Below are 24,626 nucleotides of genomic sequence, written 5' to 3'. Positions count from 1 at the left end.
CCCCTTACTGAGGTGGTCTATGCGGTCACACAGATTCGCCGTGTCACTCGCTTTCATCCTCTTGCTGGCCGGCTTCGCACTGGCCGACAATCCTGCCCCGGGGGCGCCACAGAGCCTGGCAGTGACTGACGTTGCCGGCGATTCCGGGACGGCTCTGCGCGTCGCGTTCAACGCCTCGGCCGACGATGGCGCGGGCGCCGACGACGTCATCCGGTACCGCGTCTACAAGCGGCTGACCAGCGGCACCGGGCTGGGCACCTGCGCCTACACCATCACCGCGACGAACGCTGCCAGCTACGCCTGCACGTTGGGCGGCCTGACCGCTGGTGTGTCCTACCACATCTCCGTCGTGGCCTACGATGGGGTATCGGAGTCCAGCGCAGTCGCGGCCGATGCCACCCCGGTCAACAACAACCCCCCGCCGGGGACGCCCCAGAGCCTGGCGGTGACTGACGTGGCGGGCGATGCCGGGACAGCGCTGCGGGTGGCGTTCAACGCCTCGGCCGACGACGGCGCCGGCGCCGATGATGTCAACCGCTACCGGATCTACAAGCGCCTGGGCACCGAGACCACCGATCCGACCTGCATTGCGGTCATCACGGCGACCAACGCCGCCAGCTACGCGTACACGATCACCGGGCTGAAGCGCAACACAACCTACACGATCTTCGTGGACGCCTTCGACGGCACGTCGGCCTCCACGCGAGTGAGCGCAAACGGTGTGCCGCTCGACAACCTGGCGCCGGGCCCGCCGCGGAACCTGGCGGTCACCGATGTGGCGGCTGACGCCGGGACGGCCCTGAACGTCACCTTCCAGCCCTCCTCGGACGACGGCACCGGCGCCGACGATGTGAACCGCTACCGGGTCTACAAGCGCCTGGGCACGGACACCACGGCCCCGACCTGCATCGCCGTCATTACCGCGACCAACGCGTCCAGCTACTCCTACACCGTCACCGGGCTGAAGCGGAACACGACGTACACCATCTTCGTGGAGGCCTTTGACGGCGTCTACACTTCCACGCGCGTCAGCGCCAACGGCACGCCGGTGGACAACCTGGCGCCCGGCGCTCCGCGCAATGTGACCGTGTCGGATGTGGCGGGGGACGCCGGAACGGCGCTCCAGTTGGCCTTCCAGGCCTCCTCCGACGATGGCACCGGCGCCGACGATGTCAACCGCTACCGGGTCTACAAGCGCCTGGGCACGGACACCACCGACCCGACCTGTATCGCCGTGATCACGGCGACGAACGCCCCCAGTTACTCGTACACCATCACCGGGCTGAAGCGGAACACGACCTACACCATCTTCGTGGAGGCCTTTGACGGCGTCTTCACGTCCACGCGGGTGAGCGCGAACGGTGTGCCGCTCGACAACCTGGCGCCGGGCCCGCCTCGGAACCTGGCGGTGACCGATGCGCCGAGCGACGCCGGGACGGCCCTGAACGTCACCTTCCAGGCCTCCTCCGACGACGGCACCGGCGCCGACGACGTGAACCGGTACCGGGTCTACAAGCGCCTGGGCACCGACACCGCCGAGCCGACTTGCATCGCGGTCATCACCGCGACCAACGCCTCCAACTACTCGTACACCGTCACCGGCCTGACCCGCAACGTCACCTACACCATCTTCGTGGAGGCCTTTGACGGGGTCTTCACGTCCACGCGGGTGAGCGCGAACGGTGTGCCGCTCGACAACCTGGCGCCGGGGCCGGCGCGGAACCTGGCGGTGACCGATGCGCCGGCCGATGCCGGGACGGCCCTGAACGTCACCTTCCAGCCCTCCTCTGACGATGGGACAGGCGCCGACGACGTCGTTCGCTACCGCCTCTACAAGCGCCTAGCCAGCGACACGGCCGAGCCGACCTGCATCGCGGTCATCACCGCGACCAATGCCGCCAGCTACTCCTACACGGTCGGCGGCCTGACCCGGAACGCCACCTACACCATCTTCGTCGAGGCCTTTGACGGCGTCTACGCCTCCGCACGCGTGAGCGCGAACGGTACGCCGGTGGACAACGTGGCGCCCGGGCCGCCGCAGAACGTGGCGGTCGCGGACGCCCCCAACGATGCCGGGACGGCTCTGGTGCTCACCTTCAACGCCTCGGCAGACGATGGCGCCGGGGCCGATGATGTGAACCGATACCGCGTCTACAGGCGCCTGGGCACCGACACCGCCGAGCCGACCTGTGTCGCCGTCATCACCGCGACGAATGCCGCCAGCTACTCCTACACCGTCGGCGGCTTGACGCGGAACCTCGTGTACACCATCAGCGTGGAGGCGTACGACGGCACCTTCACCTCCACGCGGGTCAGCGTGAACGGCACGCCGCTGGACAACCTGGCGCCGGGGGCGCCGCGGAACGTACGTGTGGCGGACGTGCCCAATGACGACGGCGGCGTCCTGCGGGTCGCCTTCGACAACTCGCTGGACGACGGCAGCGGCGCCAAGGATGTGACGCGCTACCGGATCTACAGACGGCCGACCAGCAGCACCGCCGACCCGATCTGCGCGGCCGTCATCACCGCCACCGGCGCGGGCAGCTATGTCTATGACCTCACGGGTCTGACCAACGGGGTGTCATACAACGTCACCGTGGCCGCGTACGATGGGGCCTTCGAGTCGGCTCGCGTCGGCGGGGATGCCACGCCTCTGGACAACACCCTGCCGGCGCCCGCGACGGGCCTGGCCGTGGTGGACTGGCCGAATGATGACGGCACGGCGCTGCGCGTCTCCTTCAACGCCTCCACCGACGACACCAGCGCTGACCGGGAGGTCTCGCGGTACGACATCTACCAGGCGCCGGACGCCACCTCGGCGGGCAGCAAGGTCGCGGAAGTGACGGCCACGCGCTCGGCCACGTATGCGACCAAGTGCGCCGGCCTGACGCCCCTGCAGACCTACTACTTCTGGGTGATCGCCGTCGCTCCCACGGGCTCGTCGGCGCCGACCGGGCGGGTCTCCGGCGTACCGACGGACAACATCGCCCCGGACCCGCCGCGGAATGTGGTCGTGGCGGACGTCCCCGGCGATGCCGGCACGGCCCTGATCGTGACCTTCGACGCCTCGCTCGATGACGGGGCCAACGCCAGGGACGTCACGCGGTACCGCGTGTACAAGCGCCTGGCGAGTGACACTGCCGACCCAACCTGCGTAGCGGTCATCACCGCGACCGGGGCCGCCAGCTACTCTTCCACCGTCGGCGGACTGACGCGGGGCACCTCATACAGCATCTCGGTGGCGGCCTTTGACGGCACCTACGAGTCCATTCGAGTAGGCGCGAACGGCACGCCGCTGGACAACCTGCCACCTGGCGTGCCGCGCAACGTCGTGGTGGCGGATACCCCGGGCGACACCGGGACGTCACTCACGCTCACCTTCGACGCCTCGGCCGACGACGGTGCGGGCGCGAACGATGTCAGCAGATACCGCGTCTACAAGCGCCTCGCGAGCGACACGGCCGACCCGGTGTGCGTGGCGGTCATCACGGCGACTGACGCCGCCAGCTACGCCTACACGATCGGCAGCCTGACGCGGGGCACGGCCTACAACATCACGGTCGCCGCCTTTGACGGCGCCTACGAGTCAGCCCGGGTCGGCGGGAACGCCACGCCGGTGGACAACATGCCGCCCGGGGCGCCGCAGAGCGTGGCTCTGGCCGATGTCGCCGGAGACGACGGGGTGGCGCTGCGGCTGACCTTCAACGCCTCGGCCGACGACGGCAAGGGCATCAACGATGTGACCAAGTACTTCGTCTACAAGAGCGTGACCGGTGTCGTCGCCACCGCCGACGCCTCCGACCCGACATACATCGGCGAGATCACGGCGACGAAGTCGGCCAGCTACGCCTACACGGTGACCGGGCTCACCGCCGGCACGTCATACAACATCAGCGTGTCGGCGTACGACGGCCAGTACGAGTCCACCCGGGCGAGCGCCATCGGTGTGCCAGTGGACAACACCCCGCCGGCCGCGCCCACGGGCGTCGTGGTCGAGGACTGGCCGAGCGACGCGGGGACCTCTCTGAAGGTCTCGTTCGCCGCCTCGACCGACGACACCGCCGCCGACCCCGAGGTCACGCAGTACACGGTCTTCTGGGCCACCAGCACCACCGGGGCCGGCACGTTCGGGGCCACCGTCGTCGCCACCCGGGCGGCGCGGTACGAAGCGCAGGTCAGCGGCCTGACCGCCGGCCAGACCTACTACTGCTGGGCCGTCGCGATCGGCGCGACCGGAACGTCGGCGCCCAGCGCGAGGGTAGCGGGCGTGCCCGTGGACAACCGCCCCGTTCTGCCCCCGTCCGGTCTGACCGCCGTGGACCACCCGTATGACACCGGGAAGGTCATTGACCTGACCTGGACGCGATCCAGTGACGACGGCATCGGGCGCGACCACGTCGCCTCGTACCGCATCTACCGCTGCATGGCCAACGTGTCGCAGACGCCGAGTGTGGTCGGGACGGTGACGGCGACAAATGCCGCCAGCTACTCCTGGTCGGACACCACGGTGCCCATAGACCTGGTTCTGTATGAGTACACGATCACAGCCGTGTCCAACGGCGGCCAGGAGTCCGAGGCCTGCACTGCCGCCCAGTGCGCCTCCGAGAACAACAACGTGCTGGCCTTCGATCCGCCGACCAGCTTCACGGTCGCGGACGTAGCGGCCGATTCGGGCGGACAGCTCTTGCTGACCTGGTACCGTTCCGACAGCGAGGACGAGGTAGGCCCGCCGCCGCCGCCCCCGTCGTTCTCCACCTCGACCGTGACCACCGAAGGCGGCTATGGCGGCCAGTACGACATCTACCGCCGCACGGGCACCACCGCCTACACCGCGGCCCCGACGATCATCGTGTCGGCCGCTGGCACCACCGACCCGATGACGTACGTGGACAGCGGGCTGACCAATGGCACCCGCTACTACTACAAGATGCGCTATCGTCGCTACAACCAGATCTCGGGGTTCACCGCAGAGGTCTCGGCGATCCCGGTCAACAACACCTCCTCGAGCAGCAGCGCGAGCCCGTCGTCCACGGACGTCGAGAGCAGCAGCCTGAGCACCGCCGCCGCGACGCTGTCGGTGCAGTTGAGCGACACGCCCGGGACAGCGCTGGTGGGCCAGGACCTGGTCCTCAGCGCCGACGTGACGGGAACCGGCGGTAGCAGCGTCTACCTCCAGTACAGCATCAACGGCGCTCCGGCGGCTCGCACCGCCGCGGTGACCGGGCAGGGCAGCTACCAGGCGCAGCTCAAGCTCAGGATCGGTTCCCTGCCACCGGGGAGCACGATCCGGGTCCGGGCCGTGGCCGTGTCCGGACAGGAGACCGCCACCTCGCCCATCGCGACCATCGCCACGGCCAGTCCGTAGGTTGTGTGACGAACACGCCCCGCATGGGGTCGCCGGCTTGCCGGCGGCCCCATCGCTTACGGGTGCAGGTTGGCCTGGCCCCGGAGCGAACCTAGGCCCATGAACTCGCGACAGCGTTTCCTCGCGGCCCTGCAGCGTCGGCCCACCGACCGGCCCGCCGTCGGCAACTGCGTGTCCGCTGCCACCACGAGCCTCATGGACGCCTGTGGGTGCCATTTCCCGGAGGCGCACCTCGATCCCGACCTCATGGCCGGGCTGGCGGCGACCAGTGTCGAGATCCTCGGCTACGACACAGCCATGCCATACTTCTCGGTCCAGCACGAGGCAGCGGCCCTGGGGTGTGAGGTGGACTGGGGGCGACGGGACATGATGCCGGACGCCACCACCCATCCGTGCCGGACGGCGGCGGACATTGTCATTCCCGACGACCTGCTCCAGCGCGCTCCGGTGCGCGTCATTCTGGAGGCTCTCGCCCGACTGAAGGGACGGTATGGCGACGAGGTGGCCCTCGTGGGGAAGGTCTTCGGCCCCTGGACGCTCGCCTACCATCTGTTCGGAGTGCAGCAGTTCCTGATGCTGACTCTGGACGACCCCGCCGAGGTGCACCGCATCCTGGCGGCGCTCATGCGGGTCCCGTTGCTGTTCGCCGAGGCTCAACGGCAAGCGGGGGCCGATGTGGTCACGCTGGCCGACCACGCCACGGGCGACCTGGTCTCCGCCGCGATGTACGAGCAGTTCCTGTGGCCGCTGCACTGCCGTCTGGCACGGGAGAGCCGCGTGCCCCTGATCCTGCACATCTGCGGCAACACCGCCGACCGCATCAACCTGATCGCGCGCAGCGGCCTCGCCTGCTTCCACTTCGAGTCCAAGGTACCGGCAGGGACGGCGAGGCAGCTCGCCGGCGAAGGCCTCGCGCTGATGGGCAACCTCAACAACCCGGAGCTGTTGCTGCGTGGCACGCCGGAAGCCGTGCGGACGGCGGTGCGCCAGGCGCGCGAGGCGGGGGTGGACATTGTCGCGCCGGAGTGTGCCGTGCCGCTGACCACGCCCACGGCCAACCTGCGGGCCATCGCCGAGGCGTTCCTCTGAGCCCGCGGACGTCTTCGCTCGCACGAAGGAACCCCGCGCCAGGCACGAGCGTCATACCCCTCGTGTACTGATACGCCAGCGCCGCATCTCGGGTGCGTGCATGTCCGGGAGTGCGTGTGACGGCGAACCTGTCACGAGAGCGGAGGTGATCGCAGACAGGCAGGCAGACGGGTCACGTAGGTTCAGTTGACAGTCTCAGACGGCTGTGGTACATTTCTCAGGTTTATTGACCTGACTGTCGGGGCGCACTCAGTGACCGTATTGCTCCCTCGTCGCGCCCTGGTGCCCGATCACACCAGGGCACAGCCCTCGCAGTTTGGCCACAGCAGACGAGCAAACGCCACACCTCGTCCAGATCAGCAGCCCACGCTGCTGAGTTGCTGCTATTCCACGGAGGTTTGAGATGAGCCGCAAGAAATGGTCCCGGGAAAAGATCATGGAGGACATCCGGACTCTGGCCGCTGCAGGACACTCGTTGAGCACCCGCAGCATGGCCGAACTGGGCTACAGTGGCATGGTCACCACATCGTACAAGCCCGAGTATTTCAGTAGTTGGCGCAACGCGATCATCGAGGCGGGGCTGGACCCCAAGGAAGTCTGCCGCCGCAAGCGCAAGTGGACCAAGGAGCATATCCTCGAGCGCATCCGGCAGCTACACGCGAGCGGTGAAGACCTGTCGCACTCGGCCGCCAAGCGCAACCACCAGTACCTGGTGGTCGTCGCCATCAGCGACCGCTTCTTCGGCAGTTGGCGCGAGGCCATCGAGGCCGCGGGGATTGACTACGAAGAGGTCAGCAAGCACGAGTATTGGGACCGCGAGCGCATCTGTGAGCGCATCCGCGAGCTACACGAGGCCGGCGAGTCGCTCAGTCACGAGGACGCCAAGCGTTACCACGGCGCGCTGGTGTCCGCCGCCAGCAGCCCCCGCTATTTTGGCAGTTGGGGCGGAGCCATTCGCGCCGCCGGACTGGACTACGACCAGATCCGCAAGATCAACCGCTGGACCCGCGAGAAGATCATCCACACCATCTCCGGCCTGCACGAACAGGGACAATCGGTGCACAACGGCAACATGCGCCGGCTGGGCTACCGCGGACTGATGGAAGCCGCCTGTCGCACCGAGAACTTCGGCAGTTGGGCCGAGGCCGTGCGCGCCGCCGGCATCGCGTATGACGAGAGTGTGCAGGGATAGCGCGGCGGACGGCGAAACCTCCCTCAAGATGACGCTTCCCCCTGGTAGGGCAGGCAGATCGCCTGCCCTACTGAGCGTTCGCCCCGCCGGTCCCCGGCGGAGCGCTCTGGGGCAGGCAGGATTCGTCCGGGAGAAAGTTGAAGACGTATGCCATGGTCAGGATGCAAGTCTACCGGGTGGGGGTTGACCCGCAGCGGCGGGTGCCGTTCGTGCTGCTGGCCGACGAGCAGGTCCGCCGGCTGCTGCCGATCTGCATCGGCCCCTTTGAGGCCAACGCCATCGCCACGCAACTGCAGGGACAGGACTTCCCACGCCCGCTGACTCACGATCTGCTGCGCGCCGTCATCGAGGAACTCGGCGCCCGTCTGGACCACGTGGCGGTCACGGCGCTGGCCGACAGCACCTTCTATGCCACGCTGAACCTGCAAGCGGGTGAGCGGTCGCTGGAGATTGACGCGCGCCCCAGCGATGCCATCGCCCTCGCCCTACGGGTCGACGCGCCGATCTATGTCGCCGAAGAGGTGTTGGCGGAGGCGCAGGTACTGTATGATGAGGTGGAAGCCGGCGGGCAGAACCGCGCCGAGATCGCGCGGCTGCAGGAGCTACTGGATGACCTCCCCGCCGGGCCGGACTTGCTGGACAATGAGGACCTGGAGGAGTAGGCGGGCCGCAGACGGCCTCGTCCGCCCCCGGGGTGTATGACTGGAGGAATGGCGTGACTCGTTCGAGTAGACTGATGGCGTACGGGATGGGAGCTGTCTTCGCTCTCATTCTGATTCAGAAAGCCTTCATCATGTACACGGACTACCTGTGGTACCAGGCTCTGGGCCAGGCCCCGGTGTTCGTGACGATCCTGGGCACGCGGGTCTGGCTGGGCCTGCTGCTGGGCGCGCTGTTCTTGGTGTTCCTGTACTGGAACCTGCGCCTGGCGCGGCGGCCCCTGCCCGCTGACCTGACGCTGATCGGCAAGCGCCTGCTGCCCGAGGAGGAGCGCCAGCAGATCGAGCAGTATGCCGACCGCGGCCTGCTGATCTTCGCCCTCACCGGCGCCGTCATGGCCGGCATCGTCGCCTCCGGGCGCTGGCGGGAGTGGCTGCTGCTGCGCCACGGCGGGGCCTTTGGCGACCGCGACGCCCTGTTCGGGCTCGATGTGGGCTTCTACGTCTTCCGCCTGGGCTTCCTCAACTACCTCGTCCAGTCGGTCTTCTACGCGGTCGCCATCACGCTGGTCGTGACCGTGCTGGTGCACGTCTACCAGGAGTCGATTCGCCTGGTCGGCAACACCTTGCACGCCATCCCGCGGGCGCGGGTGCAGGTGCTGAGCCTGCTGGGCCTGGCTCTGCTGGTCAAGGCGGTCTCGTACTGGCTGGCGCGGTACAACCTGCTGTACTCGACCCGCGGCCAGGAGTTCGCCGGCGCCTCGTACGCCGATGTGCATGGGCGGCTGCCGGTGCTGTACGCCCTCGTGGTGCTCGCGGCGGTGGCCGGCATCGTCATGTTCATCAGCACGCGCCTGCGTAGCTTCAACCTCCCCCTGGGGGCGCTGGCGGTTGTCTTGCTGGTGTCCCTGCTGGGCGGCTGGATGTACCCGGCGATGGTGCAGCAGTTTGTGGTACGCCCGGACCAGCTTCGCCTGGAGACGCCGTACATCAACCACAACATCACGGCTACGCTCAAAGCCTACGGGCTGGACACGGTCAGGGCACAGCCCCATACGGTGCTCAACTCCCTCACCACCCAACACCTGGTGCGGAACCGCGAGACGCTCGAGAACATCCGCCTGTGGGACCACCGGCCCCTGGAGACGACGTTCCAGCAGACGCAGGCGTTGCGCAGTTACTACCGGTTCAGCGACGTGGATGTAGACCGCTACACGGTGAACGGGCGCGAGCGCCAGGTCATGCTGGCGGCGCGCGAGCTGGATCACTCGGGCATTGTGCGGCCCACCTGGGTGAGCCAGTACCTGCTGTACACCCACGGCTACGGGCTGTGCATGGCGCCGGTCAATGAGATCGTGGGCGACGGGCTGCCCAACTACTGGGTGAAGGACTTCCCGCCCGAGTCCTCGGTCGGCTTCTCGGTCAAGCGCCCGCAACTGTACTACTACACCAGCCTGCACCCGCGACTGATCGAGTACATCACCTCGTATGAGCAGCAGTTCGAGCCTGAGAAGGCTCCTGCCGCGGCGCCGCCCTCCGAGCCGGGGCCGGAGGGACCGCCGTCACCGGCGGGCCAGCAGCAGCCGGCTTCTCAGAGCGCGCGTGGCTCGCGCAGCGCTCGCCCGGCCACGGCTGACGTGTCGTACGCCATCGTCAACACCAAGGAACTCGAGTTCGACTTTCCGCAGGGCGATGAGAAGGGCGAGGTGGACCCCGGTACCAGCCCGGCGGCGGGCAATGCCACCACCCGCTACACCGGCAAGGGCGACGTACAGCTCTCGAGCTTCTTCCGGCGCTTCTGCTTCTTCGTGCGCTTCCGCCACCTGCCCATTCTGCTCACACCCTCCATCACACATGAGAGCCGCGTGTTGTTCAACCGCGCGCTGCCCGAGCGCCTGATGGCTCTGGCGCCGATCATGGGCTACGACCCTGATCCCTACCTGGTCGTCTCCGGGGGCGAACTCAAGTGGATCAGCGACGCCTACACTGCCAGCAACCTGTACCCGTATTCCGCGCGGACCTCGTGGTTCGGCGCCAACTATGTGCGCAACTCCGTCAAGGTCGTCACCGACGCCTATGACGGGCTGCCCCAGTTCTACGTGATGCCCCCGGGGCCCGGCCAGCGCCAGGACCCCGTCGTCGAGTGCTGGCGGCACGTCTTCCCGACGCTCTTCAGCGACTTCGCGCAGATGGCCCCGGAGTTGCAGCGGCACATCCGCTACCCGGCGCTGCTCTTCCGGGTGCAGGCGGAGGTCTACTCCAAGTACCACATGAAGAACCCGCAGACGTTCTTCCAGAAGGAAGACATGTGGGCCATCCCGCCCGAAGTGTACGCCAACAGCCAGCGGGAAGTGGAGCCGTACTACGTCAACATGAGCCTGCCCAGCGAGCCGGACACCCACCAGGAGTTCCTGCTCATGGTGCCCTTCACGCTGGCGGGGCGCGCCGACAAGAACATGGTGGCCTGGATGGCCGGGCGCTGCGACGCCCCGAACTACGGGCAACTCGTCGTCTACCAGTTCTCGAAGGCGGCCCTGGTGCCGGGGCCCATGCAGGTGGAGAGCCTGATCTCGCAGGATGCGGAGATCTCCAAGCTCATCACCCTGTGGGGTCAGCAACAGTCGCGCATCATCCGCGGCAACCTGCTGGTCATCCCGATCAACAGCGCGCTGCTCTATGTGGAGCCCTTCTACCTCGAGGCGCCCAACAGCCCGCTGCCGCAGCTCAAGCTGGTCGTCATGGCCTACGGCGACAGGATCGTGAATGCATCGACGCTCAACGAGGCCCTGGCGCGCATGTTCGGCCAGGAGGCGTCGTCAGTCATCGCTCGCCCGGCGGGCGGGGGCGCCACGGCCACTCCGGCGCCGCCCCCGGTCGCCGGCGCGGTCGCCGGTGCGGGCGTGTCCACGGTGAGGCAACTGCTCGAGCAGGCTGTGGAGCTGGATCGGCAGGCCCAGCAGGCCCTCGCGCAGGGCGATCTGGCCGGCTACCAGGCCAAGCAGCGCCAGCAGCAGGAACTGATCCGGCGGGCCCTGCAAGGCGTTCAGTAGGGTCGGCTCTTGTGACCATCCCAGGGGCGGCACGTTACGTGTCGCCCTTTGGCTAAGACTGGACCATGGACCACCCACCCAACATCCGGGCCGTCATCTTCGACTTCGACGGGACGCTCGCCGAGACCAACATTGACTTCGGCGAGATGCGCCGCCGCATCTATGACCTGGTCCGCCAGTGGGGCCTGTGGGAAGAGGGCATGGGCGAGAACCGCTATGTCCTGGAAGTGATCGAGTCGGCCGCGGCGAAGCTGGACGACCCGGCCCGGCGCGACGAGTTCGCCTCCCAGGCCGCCCAGGTGCTGGTGGATGTCGAGATGGAGACCTGCGCGCTGGCCGCACCCTATCCCGGCGTGCCGGAGGCGCTCCAGCGCCTGCACGACGCGGGGCTGAAGATCGGCATCGTCACCCGCAACTGCCGCGCCTGCGTGGAGCAACTGCTGGCGCGCCACCCGCTGCCGCATGACGTGCGCCTGACGCGGGATGACGTGGACATCGTCAAGCCCCATCCGGCGCACCTGCTGGCTGCTCTGGCGCAGCTCGGGGTCGCGCCCGGACAGGCCGTGATGGTCGGCGACCACCGCAGCGATGTGGAGTGCGCCCACGCGGCGGGCAGCCGCGGCGTGGGCGTCTACACCACCGGCGCCACGGCCGAGCACTTCGCCGATCTCGGAGCCGAGGCGTCCTATGCGGATGTGCCGGCGTTTGTGGAGGATTTGTTGGCGTCTGGCTGAGAGGAGACCGCACCATGTCCGACTTCGGCGCCCAGGATCTGTTCGTGTCGCCGGACGGCAACGACGGCTGGTCGGGCAGACTGGCCGAGCCGAACGTCAACAAGACCGACGGTCCGCTGGCGACCATTGGCGCGGCGCAGAAGAAGGTGCGCGCCCTGCGGCGCAGCGCTGCCTGCCTCGGGCCGCTGACGGTCTGGATCCGCGGCGGGCGCACCCGCCTGAGCAAGCCCCTGCAGTTCGGCCCCGAAGACAGCGGGCCGACGACGTACGCGGCTTATCCGGGCGAGCAGCCGGTCTTCGACGGCGGCGTCGAGATCACCGGCTGGGGCGAGACGGAAGTCAACGGCGTCCGGGCCTGGGTGGCGGACGTCTCGGCCCTGCTGGAGGACGGGGAGACGTTCCGCTCCCTGTTCGTCAATGGCCGACGGGCTATGCGACCGCGACTGCCTAAGGAAGGCTTCTTCTGGATGGCCGAGGCGCCGCATGTGCCTGATGGGCAGCTCTTCGAGGGCGCCGACCGGTTCCGCGCCCAGGCGGGCGACATCCAGCAGTGGCGCAACTATACAGACATTGACGTCATCGTCATGCACTTCTGGGTCGAGGAACGCATGCCGATAGACTACTTCTATCCTGAGACCGGATGGGTTCACTCGTGCCACCGCAGCATCTTCGTGCTCAAAGACGATGTGCACAACTCCCCAGCGAAGTACTACGTCGAGAACGTCTTCGAGGCGCTGACCGAGCCCGGAGAGTGGTACCTGGACCCCGTCGAGCGGAAGCTCTACTACCTTCCCCTTGAAGGCGAGACGCCGGAGAACACCACCGTCGTGGCCCCGCAGTTGCAGCAGTTGCTGCGCGTGCAGGGCGACCTCGACGGCGGCAAGCCCGTCACCGGCCTGCGCTTCGAAGGGCTCGCCTTCGAGCACACCGACTGGCGGGACACGACCGGCTTCGGCCGCTGGGTGGACCCGTACCGCCCCGAAGAGCAGTGGCGCCAGCGCGACTCCTTCCGCCACTTCGTCCTCGCCAATGAAGCTGACCCCTACCAGGAGTACGCCGCGATGCCGCAGGCGGCGTTCCATGTGCCCGGCGCGGTCGTCCTCCAGGGCGCGGAGCAGTGCGCGTTCGAGAACTGCCGCATCGCCCACGTCGGCGGGTATGGGCTCGACATGCAGGAGGGTTGCTTCTCCAACCGCATCGTCGGCTGCGAGATCACTGACCTGGGCGCCGGTGGGCTGAAGCTCGACGGCGCAGACTTCGAGGGCAACCCCGCCTGGCGCAATGGTCACAACCAGCTCACCGACAACCACCTCCACGATGGCGGGCATGTGTACCTGAGTGCCTGTGGCGTGGCCATGCTGCACAGCTTCGGCAACAACGTCAGCCACAACCACATCCACGACTTCTACTACACGGGCATCTCGTGCGGCTGGATCTGGGGCTTCGCCGACAACATCAGCCACGACAACCACATCGAGAAGAACCACATCCACGACCTGGGCAAGGGCATCCTGAGCGACATGGGGGGCATCTATACGCTCGGGGTGCAGCCGGGCACGGTGCTGCGCGGCAACCTGATCCACGACATCGAGAAGTCGAACTACGGCGGCTGGGCGATCTACCCCGACGAGGGCAGCAGCCACATCCTCATCGAGAACAACGTCTGCTACAATACGAGCAGCACGGTCTTCCACCAACACTACGGCCGCGAGAACATCGTGCGCAACAACATCTGGGCCTTCGGGCGCGAGGGCATGGTCCAGCTCTCGCGCCGGGGCGAGGTGCACAACTCGCTGACCTTCGAGCGCAACATCATCTTGAGCGACGGGCAGCCGATCCACATCGGCGGCTACGGGCACAAGCTCGCCGAGCCGAACATGCAGAGCGACCTGAACCTGATCTGGGACGTCGCGGGCGCGCCGTTCGCCAGACAGGGCGAGGAGAAGCTGAGCCTGGCGCAACTGCGCGGCATGGGGCTGGAACTGCACTCGGTCGTGGCCGACCCGCAGTGCGCCGATCCCGCCCATGCGGACTTCACGCTGGCCGAGGGTTCGCCGGCCATCGCGTTGGGCTTTGTGCCAATTGACCTGTCGGACGTGGGTCCGCGTCCGCCTGAGCAGCGATGAAGACCCTGGCCCCGGGCAAACTGGATGCCGCCCTGTTGGCGCGCCTGCTGGCGCAGGTTGAGCTGCCGCCGGAGGTCGTCATCGGCCCCGGCGTGGGGCGCGATGTGGCCGTCCTCGACCTCGGCCACGATGAGCTGCTCCTCACCAAGACCGATCCCATCACCTTCGCCACCGACGCCATCGGCTACTACCTGGTGGCGGTGAACAGCAACGACCTTGCCACCAGCGGGGGCGTGCCGCGCTGGCTGCTCGTGACGGCGTTGCTGCCCGAGAAGCACACCACCGAGGCGCGGGTGGAGGACATCTTCGCCCAGCTCCGCCAGGCCTGCGCCACGACGGGGATCAGCCTTATCGGCGGGCATACGGAGATCACGGTCGGATTGGACCGGCCGATCCTCATCGGGCAGATGCTCGGCACGGTTGCCCGTGGCGCCCTCGTGCGGCCCGACGGGACCCGCCCGGGTGACGCCATCCTGCTGACCAAGGGCCTCCCGCTGGAGGGCGTGTCGCTCATTGCCCGCGAGAAGCGGGAGGACCTGCTCGGGCGCGGGTACGAGCCCGCCTTCCTGGACCGCTGTGCGGGGCTGCTGCTCGATCCCGGGATCATGGTCCTGCCCGAGGCCCGGGCGCTGTGCGGGGCGCTGCGCCCCCACGCCCTGCACGACCCCACCGAGGGTGGGGTAGCGACCGGGCTGTGGGAGATGGCCGAGGCTTCCGGTGTGGGCCTGCGGATCGAGGCCGAGCGGCTCCCGATCCTGCCCGAGGGGCAGCGGCTGTGCACGGAGTACGGCGCTGACCCGCTGGGCCTGATCGCCTCCGGCTCGCTCCTGGCGGCGGTGGCGGCGGACGATGTGGACCGGGCCGTGGCGGCGTGCGCGGCCGTGGGTGTGCCCTGCGCGCAGATCGGGTCGGCCACTGAGGCTGCGGACGGTGTTATACTTGTGGAGCGCGGCCGCCCGCGGGCCATGCCGCGCTATGACCAGGATGAGATCACCCGGATCCTCTGACCCCGCGCTGGGACGCTGACGAATGCCGAGATACCCTTGCCGGCTGCGCCGCATCACTGTTGCCCTGGTCGTCCTGCTCCTGCCGCTGGCGCTGCAGGCCGACGAGTTCCCGTCCTCCATCAACCGGCAGAAGCCCCAGTTGGCGCCGACCCGACAGGGGCTGGCCTTCTGCGTCTTCGGCGACTGCCAGCCGGCCGGCGATGCCTCGCGCTTCCGCATCACCAGCAGCATCGCCCGGGCCATGGCGGTCGAGCAGCCCCAGTTCGTGATGGGTCTGGGCGACTACATTGACGGCGCCAAGGGCCTCGCCGCCACTCAGCAGCAGTGGCAGCGCTTCTTCGCGGCCATCGCTCCCCTGATGCAGCCGACGCCCATCCCCCTGGCCCTGACCATCGGCAACCACGATGACGGCAGCCCGCTGTTCGAGCGGTACTTCGGCCGGCGCTACTTCTCGTTCAACGTCGGCAATGTGCATGTCATCATCCTCGACTCCCAGCAGCCTGGTCAGTACGGGCAGATCACCGGCACACAGTGGCAGTGGCTCAACGCCGACCTGACCGCGGCGGCGCAGGCGCGGTTCATCTTCGTGACGTTGCACCAGCCGCTGTTCCCCGTCAGCGTCCACCGAGGCTCCGCGCTGGACCGCTACCCCAACTACCGCGACCGCCTGCACATGCTCTTCGCCCGACAGAAGGTCAGCGCGGTCTTCAGTGGCCACGAGCATCTCTACAACCACCAGCAGCGTGATGGGGTCCACTACTTCATCAGCGGCGGGGGCGGCGCCCCGCTGTACGCCGAGGCGCCCAGCGGCGGCTTCTACCACTACCTGCTGGTGGAATGCACCGACGAGAGCTTCAGCGTGCAAGTCAAGCGGCTGAATCTGTAGAGGCGGGAACAGTGAGGCGGGAACGGTAAGACGGGAACGGGGCCGTCAGCGCCGGAGGCGCGGCTCATGCTAGGCGGGGGCGGAAGCCCCCGTCACCCGACGCCCCCTTTCCCCTCTCTGGCGGGCTGGAAGCCCGCACTACGGCCCTGGGAAACGGCCCTTCCCCGGAGCTCCGGTGTACGAGCCCTCACCGACCGCGACGAGAACCGCAACGATGACCCAGTCGCCACCACACAAGGTATTCGTGGCCATGAGCGGCGGCGTGGACAGCTCCGTCGCCGCGTTGCTGCTGCAGCGGCAGGGGTACGCGGTCACGGGCGTCACCTTCAAGCTCTTCGCCGACGAGGTCGAGGCGGACCTGGACACCCACACTCCCTGCTGTTCGCTCGACAGCGTGCAGCGCGCACGGGGCGTGTGCGACGCCCTGGGCGTTCACCACTATGTGATGAACTTCGTCGCCGACTTCCGCGACAGCGTCATTGCCCCGTTCGTGCGCGAGTACGCCGACGGTCGCACCCCCAACCCCTGCGTGTGCTGCAACCGCCACCTCAAGTTCGGCCGCTTCCTGCGCCAGGCCCTGGCCATCGGCGCCGACTGCATCGCCACTGGCCACCACGCCCGCATCCACTGCGAGGAGCCGCGTCTGTATGAGCGGTCACCGACCGCGACCGGCCGCTGCCTCCTGTTGCCGGGCCGCGACCCCGAGAAGGATCAGTCCTACGCCCTGAGCCACCTCAACCAGACGACACTGCCCCATGTGCGGCTGCCGGTGGGGGAGTACACGAAGGCCGAGGTGCGGCAACTGGCCCGCGAGGCGCGTCTGCCCACCGCCGAGACGGCCGAGAGCCAGGACATCTGCTTCATCACGCGCGGGCACTATGGTGACTTCCTGCGACGGCACGACCTGCCCGACGCCCCCGGCCCCATCGTGGATCGAGAGGGCCACGTCCTGGGCGAGCATCGCGGCCTACACCACTACACGGTCGGGCAGCGCAAGAGCCTCGGCTTGAGCAGCGGCCGACGCATGTACGTCATCGAGAAGCGGGTCGCTGACGGCACACTGGTCGTGGGCGAGTATGGCGACGTGTGCCGGGGGCAGGTCGAGATCGAGGACGTGAACTGGTGCGACCTGCCCGAGGGCGGCTGGCCGGAAGCTCTTACCGGGCGGCCGGTGCTGGCGATGCTGCGCTACCGGCAGCAGCCCATCGCGGCCGGCGTGGAGCGGGCAGAGGCTGCCGCGCGCTGCCTGCGACTCGCCCTGCAGCGCCCCGCGGTGGCCGCCCCCGGGCAGCTCCTCACGCTGTACGACCCTGACGACGGCCATGTTCTCGGTGGCGGGACGATTACCTGAGCAGGGGCCGCGGCGCGCCGTGGCGAACCTGCGCCCATCTCCCGCAGGCAGGTGCCCTGATGATCCGCGTCCTGGTCTGGAACGAGAACCGTCACGAGCAGACGAGTGAGCACATCGCCAGGGTCTACCCCGAGGGCATCCACGGGGCCATCGCCAACTACCTCCACCGCTTCCCCGACCTGCAGGTCAGCACCGCCACCCAGGACGAGCCTGAGCACGGCCTGACTGAGGCGCGGCTGGCCGAGACCGATGTGCTCGTCTACTGGTGCCACATCGCGCAGGCCGACTTCAGCGACGAGATCGTCGCCCGGGTGCACCAGCGCATCCTCGATGGCATGGGCGCCGTCTTCCTGCACTCCGCGTGCGTGGGCAAGCTCTTCGGCAGGCTCATGGGCACGACCGGGCAGATCAAGTGGCGGGAGGCGGGGGAGAAGTCGCGGGTGTGGGTCGTGGCCCCCGGACACCGCATCGTCGAGGGTCTGCCGGAGTACTTCGAGATCGAGCACGAGGAGATGTACGGCGAGCCGTTCGACATCCCCGCGCCGGACGAACTCGTGTTCATCAGTTGGTTCCCCGGGGGCGAGGTCTGTCGCAGCGGCTGCTGCTACACGCGCGGGCAGGGCAAGATCTTCTACTTCCAGCCCGGCCACGAGACATACCCCGTCTACTACCACGAGCAGGTACTGCGTGTGATCGCCAACGCGACACACTGGGCCGCCCCCACCGACCCGCCGCGGATCACCCGTGGCAATGTGGCGCCGCTGGAACCGCTGTAGGGCCTGGCAGGCGAGGCCGCCTGCCGTACGGGCGGCTGTGCGGAGGAGCAAAAGAGAAAGGCCCCGACCATCATGGTCGGGGCCTGGTGCTTCTCGGCAACAGCCTTCGGGCTAACCGGGCGGCGCGGGCGGCGGACCGCCCTGTCCGCCGGCAGCCGGCGGGCCGCCAGGACCACCCATCATCTGCGGCATCGGCAGCGCAATGGTCTTGACCAGCTCAAGGGTCTTGGCGTTGTACATGGACAACTGCCCCATGTAGATGACGTAGATGCTGCCTTCCGCGATCATCATGACCGGGGTCTGGCCGCCGCCCATCATCATCGGCCCCATCATGCCGGGGCGGAAACCTCGCTGCCCGCCCTGCTCGCCCTGTCCGGCCTGCTGGGCGAAGGCCGGCAGGGCCATCACCAGCAACAGCACGACTGCGACCAACAGCACCTTGCGGCTCATCGTGTCTACCTCCTGTGCTCCACGCTCGTCAAGAAGCGTTAGCGACTGTCCGGGACTATGGACATAGACGCAGGAAGTGACGGTCAGAGTTCCGCCTTTTTCGCCCCCCCGCCCTCAGCGCTCCTGACTGCGCCGCACCGCCGCAGCCACCTTGGCCGGCAGCGCCCAGATGTCAATGAAGCCCTTGGACTTGCTCTGGTCGAAGGTGTCGGCCTCGCCGTAGCTGGCCAGGGAGAAGTCGTACAGCGAGTTCTCCGACGTGCGCGCCACGGCCTCGCAGTTGCCCTTGTACAGCTTGACTGTCACCTGGCCCGAGACCAGCTTCTGGGTCTCGGTCATGAAGGCGTCAATGGCCTCGCGCAGCGGCGTGAACCACAGACCGTAGTAGACCAGCTCGGACCAGCGCAGCTCCAGCATCGGCTTGAAGTGCGCGGTCTCGCGGTCGAGGGTCAGGCTCTCCAGGTCGCGGTGAGCGGCCAGCAGCACGGTTGCGGCCGGCGTCTCGTATAGCTCGCGGCTCTTGATGCCCACCAGGCGGTTCTCCATCATGTTGACCCGCCCCACACCGTTGGCGCCGGCGATCTGGTTGAGCTTGGTGACGAGTTCCGTGCCGCCCATCTGCTGCCCGTCGAGCGCCACGGGAACGCCCTGGACGAAGTCAATGGTCACATAGGTCGGCTGGTCGGGGGCGTTCTGGGGGCTGACCGTCCACACCCAGGCATCCTCGGGGGCCTCCAGCGACGGGTCCTCGATCACGCCGCACTCGATGGAGCGGCCCCACATGTTCGTGTCGGTCGAGTAGGGCGACTTCTTGCCCACCGGCACGGGGATGCCGTTGGCCTCGGCATAGTCAATCTCTTCCTCGCGGGTCATGTTCCATTCGCGCGCCGGCGCGATGACCTGCAGGTGCGGGGCCAACGCGGCGTAGGTGACCTCGAAGCGCACCTGGTCGTTGCCCTTGCCGGTGCAGCCGTGGGCGATGAAGTCGGCGCCGGTGTCGAGCGCCACCTGCACCTGCTTCTGGGCCAGCAGCGGCCGCGCCAGGGCTGTGAAGGCCGGGTACTTGTGCTCATACATCAGGTTGGCGCGCAGCGCGCGGGTGATGTAGTCGTTGAAGAACTCGTCCTTGGCGTCAATGACGAGGGACTCGACCGCGCCGACCTGCTCGCCCTTGACGCGGATGCCCTCGTAGTCCTTCTCCTCGCCGACATCCACGGCCACGGCGATGACATCTACACCGTACTTCTCGGCGATCCAGCGAATGGCGACGGAGGTGTCAAGCCCCCCGGAATAGGCCAGAACGCACTTCGGTTTGGACATGGCGGCTCACTCCTGGCGCAGACTGCGCGGAAAGAACAGTCCTGACCGTACCGGTCAGGACCGCCAGGGAACGCTGCAACAGCTCCCTTGGCTGCATTATAGCACGGCGGGCGGAGACAGCGGAAGCCTTCCGGACGAAGGCCACCCTCACTCGTCGTTCATGACATCGCCCTGGGCCGCGGCCCAGCCGTCGGCGGTAATGACCTTCCACGTCCGCCCCTCGCGGCGCAGGCGCACCGCCAGGGCGTACTCCGCTCCCGGACCCACGGGCTCGCGCCCCTCCCACAGGCGCACCTGGACGTGCATGTCGGCGAAGGGCTCCCGGATTTGCAGGTCGGTGATCTCGGGCACCACCACCACCTCCTCGCCCCCGTGCATCCACTGCACGATCATGGCGACGAGCTGCTGGCGCGTGGTGCCGTAGCTGTCCACGTAGTCGCGGGAGAGCAACCGGGTGAGCCCGGCAGAGCTGTGGTTCTCGACCGCCTTCTGGGCCTGCACGACGAGGGCGTAGATCTTCTGCTGGTCGGAAAGCGGGGGGCGCCCCAGGAAGTGCGCGGTCCCTGCGGCGAGGGCCAGGAGGATCAGGAGACTGACACCGATGAGCGCGCGCCGACTGCGCATGGCATACCTCGCACATACTGCGTGCCCGGGGCGGTTGTGACTGCGAGTCACCTTATGCTACAATCGGCCCAGCGTCAAGTTCCCGCCGAATCGCCCACCGGAGCGGGCCCGTCAGCCATGGCCAAGTACACGAACAAGCTCAACGACCTGACAAACCGCGAGTGGCTCATGGAGACCAAGAGCTTCTGGTGGACTCGCGCCGGCGCCGACCCGGACCGCGTGGGCGCGAACAGCCCGGACGCCCCTCCCGGCTGGGCCCTGGATGACGTCGCCGACCTCGCCGCCTGGCTGCGCGAGACCCGGGGCGACGAGCGCGCTCAGGACATGCTCGGTCAGCTCTTCCCCAGCTACATGACCTCCATCGCTCCGCCCCGCGACAAGCGCAAGCTGCTGCACCCGGCCACCTTCTCCGAGCGGGATGTCGAGCGCCTCATCCGCTTCTTCACCAAGGCCGGGGAGACCGTGATGGACCCCTTCCTGGGCAGCGGCTCGACCTTGGTCGCCTGCCGCGACAGCGGGCGGGTGGGCACGGGCGTCGAGCTGATCGAGCAATGGGCGCAGATAGCCCGGGAGCGACTGGCGCAGTCCGGTACGCCCGACACTCCTGTCGGGCGCATGGCGCAGGAGGCCGGACAGGAGTGTCCGGCGTACCTGACTCCCGGGCAGACCGTCATCCAGGGCGATGCACTCGCCACGCTCGGCACAGTCCCGGGGGCCTCCTTCGACTTCATCGTCACCAGCCCGCCGTACTGGAGCATCCTGGACAAGCGGGGGATGAAGGTGGAGGCGGAGCGCACGAGCAAGGATCTACCGACCAAGTACAGCGAGGACCAGAGCGACCTGGGGAACGTCACCGACTACGACGAGTTCCTGGACCGCCTCGCCGCCATCTTCCGCGAGTGCGGGCGGGTGCTCAAGCCGAAGCGGTACATGGCGGTCATCGTCTCAGACTTCCGCCACGGCCCGCACTTCGTGCTCTTCCATGCCGATCTGGCCCGGCGCATCGAGCAAGTCGGCGTGCCGCTCAAGGGCATCACGATCCTGCTGCAGGACAGCAAGAACCTGTACCCCTTTGGCGTGCCGAATGCCTTCGTGTCGAACGTGCACCATCAGTACATACTGATACACCAGAAGGTCTGAAGGGGGCTGACCCCGCAGGGGGTCTGTCCCCGTCTGCGGGGCAATACCTAACGGCAGGTGCATCATGCTCAACGACCAGCAGCGTCAGCGTCTTCTGCAAGTTGCCCGCCAGTCTATCCGGGCCGTCTGCTGCGGCGACGCCGACCCGGACCTGCGGACCGATGACCCCATGCTGACCTCCGTCCAGGGCGCCTTCGTGACCCTCCACACCGCCGACGGCGACCTGCGCGGCTGCATCGGCCACATCGAGGGCGTCCTGCCGCTCATCGAGACCGTCCACGAGATGGCCGTCGCCGCCGCCACGCAGGACCCACGCTTCCCCACGGTGCGGTGTGCTGAGGTGTCCGGCCTGCGGCTCGAGATCTCGGTGATGTCGCCCATCGCGGAGGTGCGGGACGTCGAGGACATCGAGGTGGGGCGGCACGGGCTCATCGTGAGCCAAGGCTTCCGGCGCGGCCTGCTGCTGCCCCAGGTCGCCACGGAGTACAACTGGGGCCGTGAGGAGTTCCTGGAGCATACGTGCCTGAAGGCCGGCCTGCCCTCGGACGCCTGGAGAGACAGCGCGACGAAGATCGAGTGCTTCGAGGCGGAGGTGTTTGGGGAGGAGAAGTAGCCCTCATCCCCCTGTCCCCCTCTCCCAGTGGGAGAGGGGGTGCCGCGAAGCGGCGGGCGTGATGGCCTACCGCGCCTCCAGCACCGTTCCGTCGCCCGGCTCAAGCTTCAGCAGGACCGCTCCGTCCTTGCCCGCCTTCAGGACCTTCCCCGTCCGCAGGCTGCGCAGCCCCTTCACCTCACCGGTCAGCTTCAGCTCCCGCGCCTGGTCAGTGTCGTCATTGACGACCACGAGTAGCTGCTTCTTGTCCGGGGTCTGCAGCAACCCGATCCAGCCCGGCGCACTCACCTGCACCGGCCACATGTCCACCGGCTTCGCTCCCTGCAGCGCCGGCAGCAGCTTGCGCACCTGCGCAAAGGCCTCGGACATAGCGCCATACTGCGCCGTGGCCGAGCCATCGGGGTGGATCAGCCCGCCGGCCATGTGCAGCGCCTTCTCCTCCGTCGCCTTCATGCTCTCAGGAAACGTCTTGCCCTCATACGGCGGCTTGTCGGCATTGTCCTTGACCGGCGATTCGTGGACATAGAACAGCACGCCCTGCGCGCCCAGGCCCAGAGCGCTCCAGATCTGCCAGCGCGTCTCCCCGACGCTCGGTCCGCGCCAGTGCATCACCCCGCCCGGCAGGATCGTCATGTCACCCTTTGCGTCGTACTTCCACGGCCCCCAGACATCGGCGAACATCTGCGGCATGACCCAGGGGGTCTTGCCGTTCTCCAGGGCGGAGGTGACCGTCATCTGCGCCTGCCGGCGGTACCACCCGCGCGAGACATTCGCGGGGTTGGGGCCGTTGGGGTTCTTGTCCGAGAAGAACGGGTAGATGTCGGTGCAGATGAGGGGGAAGCCCGTCTCGCGGGCATATGTGGGCGTGTCGGGCCACATCGTGACCACGATCCCGGGCTGCTTGGCGCCCCATGCGCCGAACTTGACGCGGAACTGCTCCATCTCGGCGACGATGGGCTTGCGGGGCTCGTCACACAGGGCCCAGGCGATCACCGCCGGGCTCTCGCCGGCAGCGGCCAGGGCCGCCTTCGACTGCTTCTCCAGGTAGTCCCAGTTGTTGCGCCGCCACTCGAGGCTGTAGTGCAGCTCGCCGAGGGCGGGGATCAGGTTGATCTTGTGGGCCACGCACGCCTCAGCCAGCGGCCCGAGGTCCTTGATGTTCAGGTTCACGACCCACACGGTGTCCACGTGGTGGGCCTGCATGTCGGCCAGGCGCTGGTCCACCAGTTGCCACTTGTCCATCCCGAGACGCTGGGCATGGCCGCACACCCGCTCCCACGGCCAGTAGACACCGAGGGGGAAGGGGTTGGCAGCCTCGGCGGCACAGGCGACCGTTGCGCACAGCAGGCACGGCAGGCAGAAACGCCACATGACGAACACTCCCGATAACGAGGTGTCGGCCAGGACTACCTGGGAGGCAGCAGCGGCCAGAAGACCACGAACAGGTCCATCGCCGTGGCTGCAAGCCAGTGCAGCAACCAGGTCCCGACGAACGACTTGCCGCGCCAGGCCATCAGCCCCAGCGCGACGCCGGCGATGACCGCGGCCCACGATTCCAGCTCGGGCTTGGGGAAATGCGCCATCACAAAGGGGAGCATCTGCACGAAGATCGCCAGCGCCCCGATGCGCTTGCCCAGCCCGAACAGCAGGAAGCCGCGGAAGAAGAACTCCCAGGCGCAGAAGTACACCAGCCACCCGGCCATGGAGGCGAAGACCAGCCGGTGGTCAAAGAGCATCGCCCGATAGCGCGGATAATAGTGGGCGAAATCCGGCAGACGCGACGCAATGGCCGCACAGGGGATGAACACCACCAGGAACAGCAGGAGCCACTTGCCCCAGGTGCGCCAGTCGCCCAGTTGCAGCCCGTAGTCGCCCAGAGGCTCGCGGAAGACGAACTTGATGACCAGCACCGGCACCACAAACAGCAGCAGGAAGTTGAGCGCATGCCACGAGAACAGCCGGTAGCGCTGGTCGAGGCCCAGCGGGTCGGGGTGGTAGTGGGCGATGGTGAGTGCGACCACGCCGAGGATGAGGATGACGGCGCCTTTCCAGTCAAAGGCCGGTAACCAGGAGGGCGCACGGGGCTGGGGCTCGGGCTGGTCAGCGGTGGTCTCGTCGGTCATGTGGTGTTCCTGGCAGGTCGCGGTCGGTGACCGCTCCCACAACGGCTGCTGCGGGCGATGGTCGCGGTCGGTGATCGCTCCCACAACGGCTCCTGCGGGCGATGGTCGCGGGGGGGGGGCG

18 protein-coding genes are annotated in these 24,626 nt (G+C 67.8%); 13 read left to right on the top strand and 5 right to left on the bottom strand.

Annotated features, from left to right (window positions below; all coding sequences use genetic code 11):
• The first annotated feature begins 19 nt into the window (after positions 1-19).
• The 11 genes from LLH23_04505 (at position 20) to LLH23_04455 (ending at position 18,235) form a co-directional block, all read left to right on the top strand.
• Positions 20-5,365, top strand: coding sequence for a fibronectin type III domain-containing protein (locus tag LLH23_04505; protein MCE5237735.1), 5,346 nt, complete (start codon positions 20-22; stop codon positions 5,363-5,365).
• 99 nt (positions 5,366-5,464) lie between these two features.
• Positions 5,465-6,454: an MtaA/CmuA family methyltransferase gene (locus LLH23_04500; GenBank protein ID MCE5237734.1), complete on the top strand. Its 990-nt coding sequence runs from the start codon at positions 5,465-5,467 to the stop codon at positions 6,452-6,454.
• Between the two features lie 403 nt (positions 6,455-6,857).
• Positions 6,858-7,646, top strand: a complete 789-nt coding sequence (locus LLH23_04495) for a hypothetical protein (protein ID MCE5237733.1) — start codon at positions 6,858-6,860, stop codon at positions 7,644-7,646.
• Positions 7,647-7,798: 152 nt separating this feature from the next.
• Entirely contained in the window at positions 7,799-8,308 is a 510-nt protein-coding gene (locus LLH23_04490) for a bifunctional nuclease family protein (protein MCE5237732.1), read from the top strand.
• 53 nt (positions 8,309-8,361) lie between these two features.
• Positions 8,362-11,355 carry a UPF0182 family protein gene (locus tag LLH23_04485; protein ID MCE5237731.1) on the top strand — a complete coding sequence of 998 codons (2,994 nt, stop codon included), beginning with the start codon at positions 8,362-8,364 and terminating at the stop codon, positions 11,353-11,355.
• Positions 11,356-11,420: 65 nt separating this feature from the next.
• On the top strand, positions 11,421-12,089 hold the full coding sequence (locus LLH23_04480; protein ID MCE5237730.1) for an HAD family hydrolase: 669 nt from the start codon (positions 11,421-11,423) through the stop codon (positions 12,087-12,089).
• Positions 12,090-12,103: 14 nt separating this feature from the next.
• The gene (locus LLH23_04475) at positions 12,104-14,215 is read left to right on the top strand and encodes a right-handed parallel beta-helix repeat-containing protein (GenBank protein MCE5237729.1); all 2,112 of its coding nucleotides are present in this window, start codon (positions 12,104-12,106) and stop codon (positions 14,213-14,215) included.
• Positions 14,212-15,222 (top strand): hydrogenase expression protein, encoded by a 1,011-nt coding sequence (locus tag LLH23_04470; protein MCE5237728.1) that lies wholly within the window; start codon positions 14,212-14,214, stop codon positions 15,220-15,222. Before LLH23_04475 ends, LLH23_04470 begins: the two co-directional genes overlap by 4 nt.
• A 22-nt stretch (positions 15,223-15,244) precedes the next feature.
• Positions 15,245-16,108 carry a metallophosphoesterase gene (locus tag LLH23_04465; protein MCE5237727.1) on the top strand — a complete coding sequence of 288 codons (864 nt, stop codon included), beginning with the start codon at positions 15,245-15,247 and terminating at the stop codon, positions 16,106-16,108.
• Positions 16,109-16,322: 214 nt separating this feature from the next.
• Complete coding sequence (mnmA, locus tag LLH23_04460; protein MCE5237726.1) at positions 16,323-17,459, top strand: tRNA 2-thiouridine(34) synthase MnmA; 1,137 nt, start codon at positions 16,323-16,325, stop codon at positions 17,457-17,459.
• A 59-nt stretch (positions 17,460-17,518) separates the two neighbouring features.
• The gene (locus LLH23_04455) at positions 17,519-18,235 is read left to right on the top strand and encodes a ThuA domain-containing protein (protein ID MCE5237725.1); all 717 of its coding nucleotides are present in this window, start codon (positions 17,519-17,521) and stop codon (positions 18,233-18,235) included.
• Positions 18,236-18,346: 111 nt separating this feature from the next.
• Here LLH23_04455 and LLH23_04450 read toward each other — a convergent pair whose 3' ends face one another.
• From LLH23_04450 to LLH23_04440, 3 genes are all read right to left on the bottom strand, one after another.
• The gene (locus LLH23_04450; protein MCE5237724.1) at positions 18,347-18,685 is read right to left on the bottom strand and encodes a hypothetical protein; all 339 of its coding nucleotides are present in this window, start codon (positions 18,683-18,685) and stop codon (positions 18,347-18,349) included.
• A 114-nt stretch (positions 18,686-18,799) separates the two neighbouring features.
• Positions 18,800-20,005, bottom strand: coding sequence for an argininosuccinate synthase (locus LLH23_04445; GenBank protein MCE5237723.1), 1,206 nt, complete (start codon positions 20,003-20,005; stop codon positions 18,800-18,802).
• 147 nt (positions 20,006-20,152) lie between these two features.
• Positions 20,153-20,629: a hypothetical protein gene (locus LLH23_04440; protein MCE5237722.1), complete on the bottom strand. Its 477-nt coding sequence runs from the start codon at positions 20,627-20,629 to the stop codon at positions 20,153-20,155.
• Positions 20,630-20,746: 117 nt separating this feature from the next.
• Here LLH23_04440 and LLH23_04435 point away from each other — a divergent pair, with 117 nt between their 5' ends.
• Together LLH23_04435 and amrA are read left to right on the top strand one after the other, a co-directional pair.
• Positions 20,747-21,769, top strand: coding sequence for a site-specific DNA-methyltransferase (locus tag LLH23_04435; protein ID MCE5237721.1), 1,023 nt, complete (start codon positions 20,747-20,749; stop codon positions 21,767-21,769).
• A gap of 64 nt (positions 21,770-21,833) precedes the next feature.
• Entirely contained in the window at positions 21,834-22,382 is a 549-nt protein-coding gene (gene amrA / locus LLH23_04430; protein MCE5237720.1) for an AmmeMemoRadiSam system protein A, read from the top strand.
• A gap of 66 nt (positions 22,383-22,448) precedes the next feature.
• On the opposite strand, the gene LLH23_04425 is transcribed toward amrA, so the two are convergent.
• Together LLH23_04425 and LLH23_04420 are read right to left on the bottom strand one after the other, a co-directional pair.
• The gene (locus LLH23_04425) at positions 22,449-23,753 is read right to left on the bottom strand and encodes a hypothetical protein (protein MCE5237719.1); all 1,305 of its coding nucleotides are present in this window, start codon (positions 23,751-23,753) and stop codon (positions 22,449-22,451) included.
• A 35-nt stretch (positions 23,754-23,788) separates the two neighbouring features.
• Positions 23,789-24,626 (bottom strand): CPBP family intramembrane metalloprotease (locus LLH23_04420; protein MCE5237718.1); only part of this gene is annotated, 838 nt, incomplete at its 5' end.

This window comes from bacterium, from assembly GCA_021372615.1.
GTDB lineage: Bacteria > Armatimonadota > Zipacnadia > Zipacnadales > UBA11051 > JAJFUB01.
This window is presented reverse-complemented; position numbering and strand designations above follow the sequence as displayed.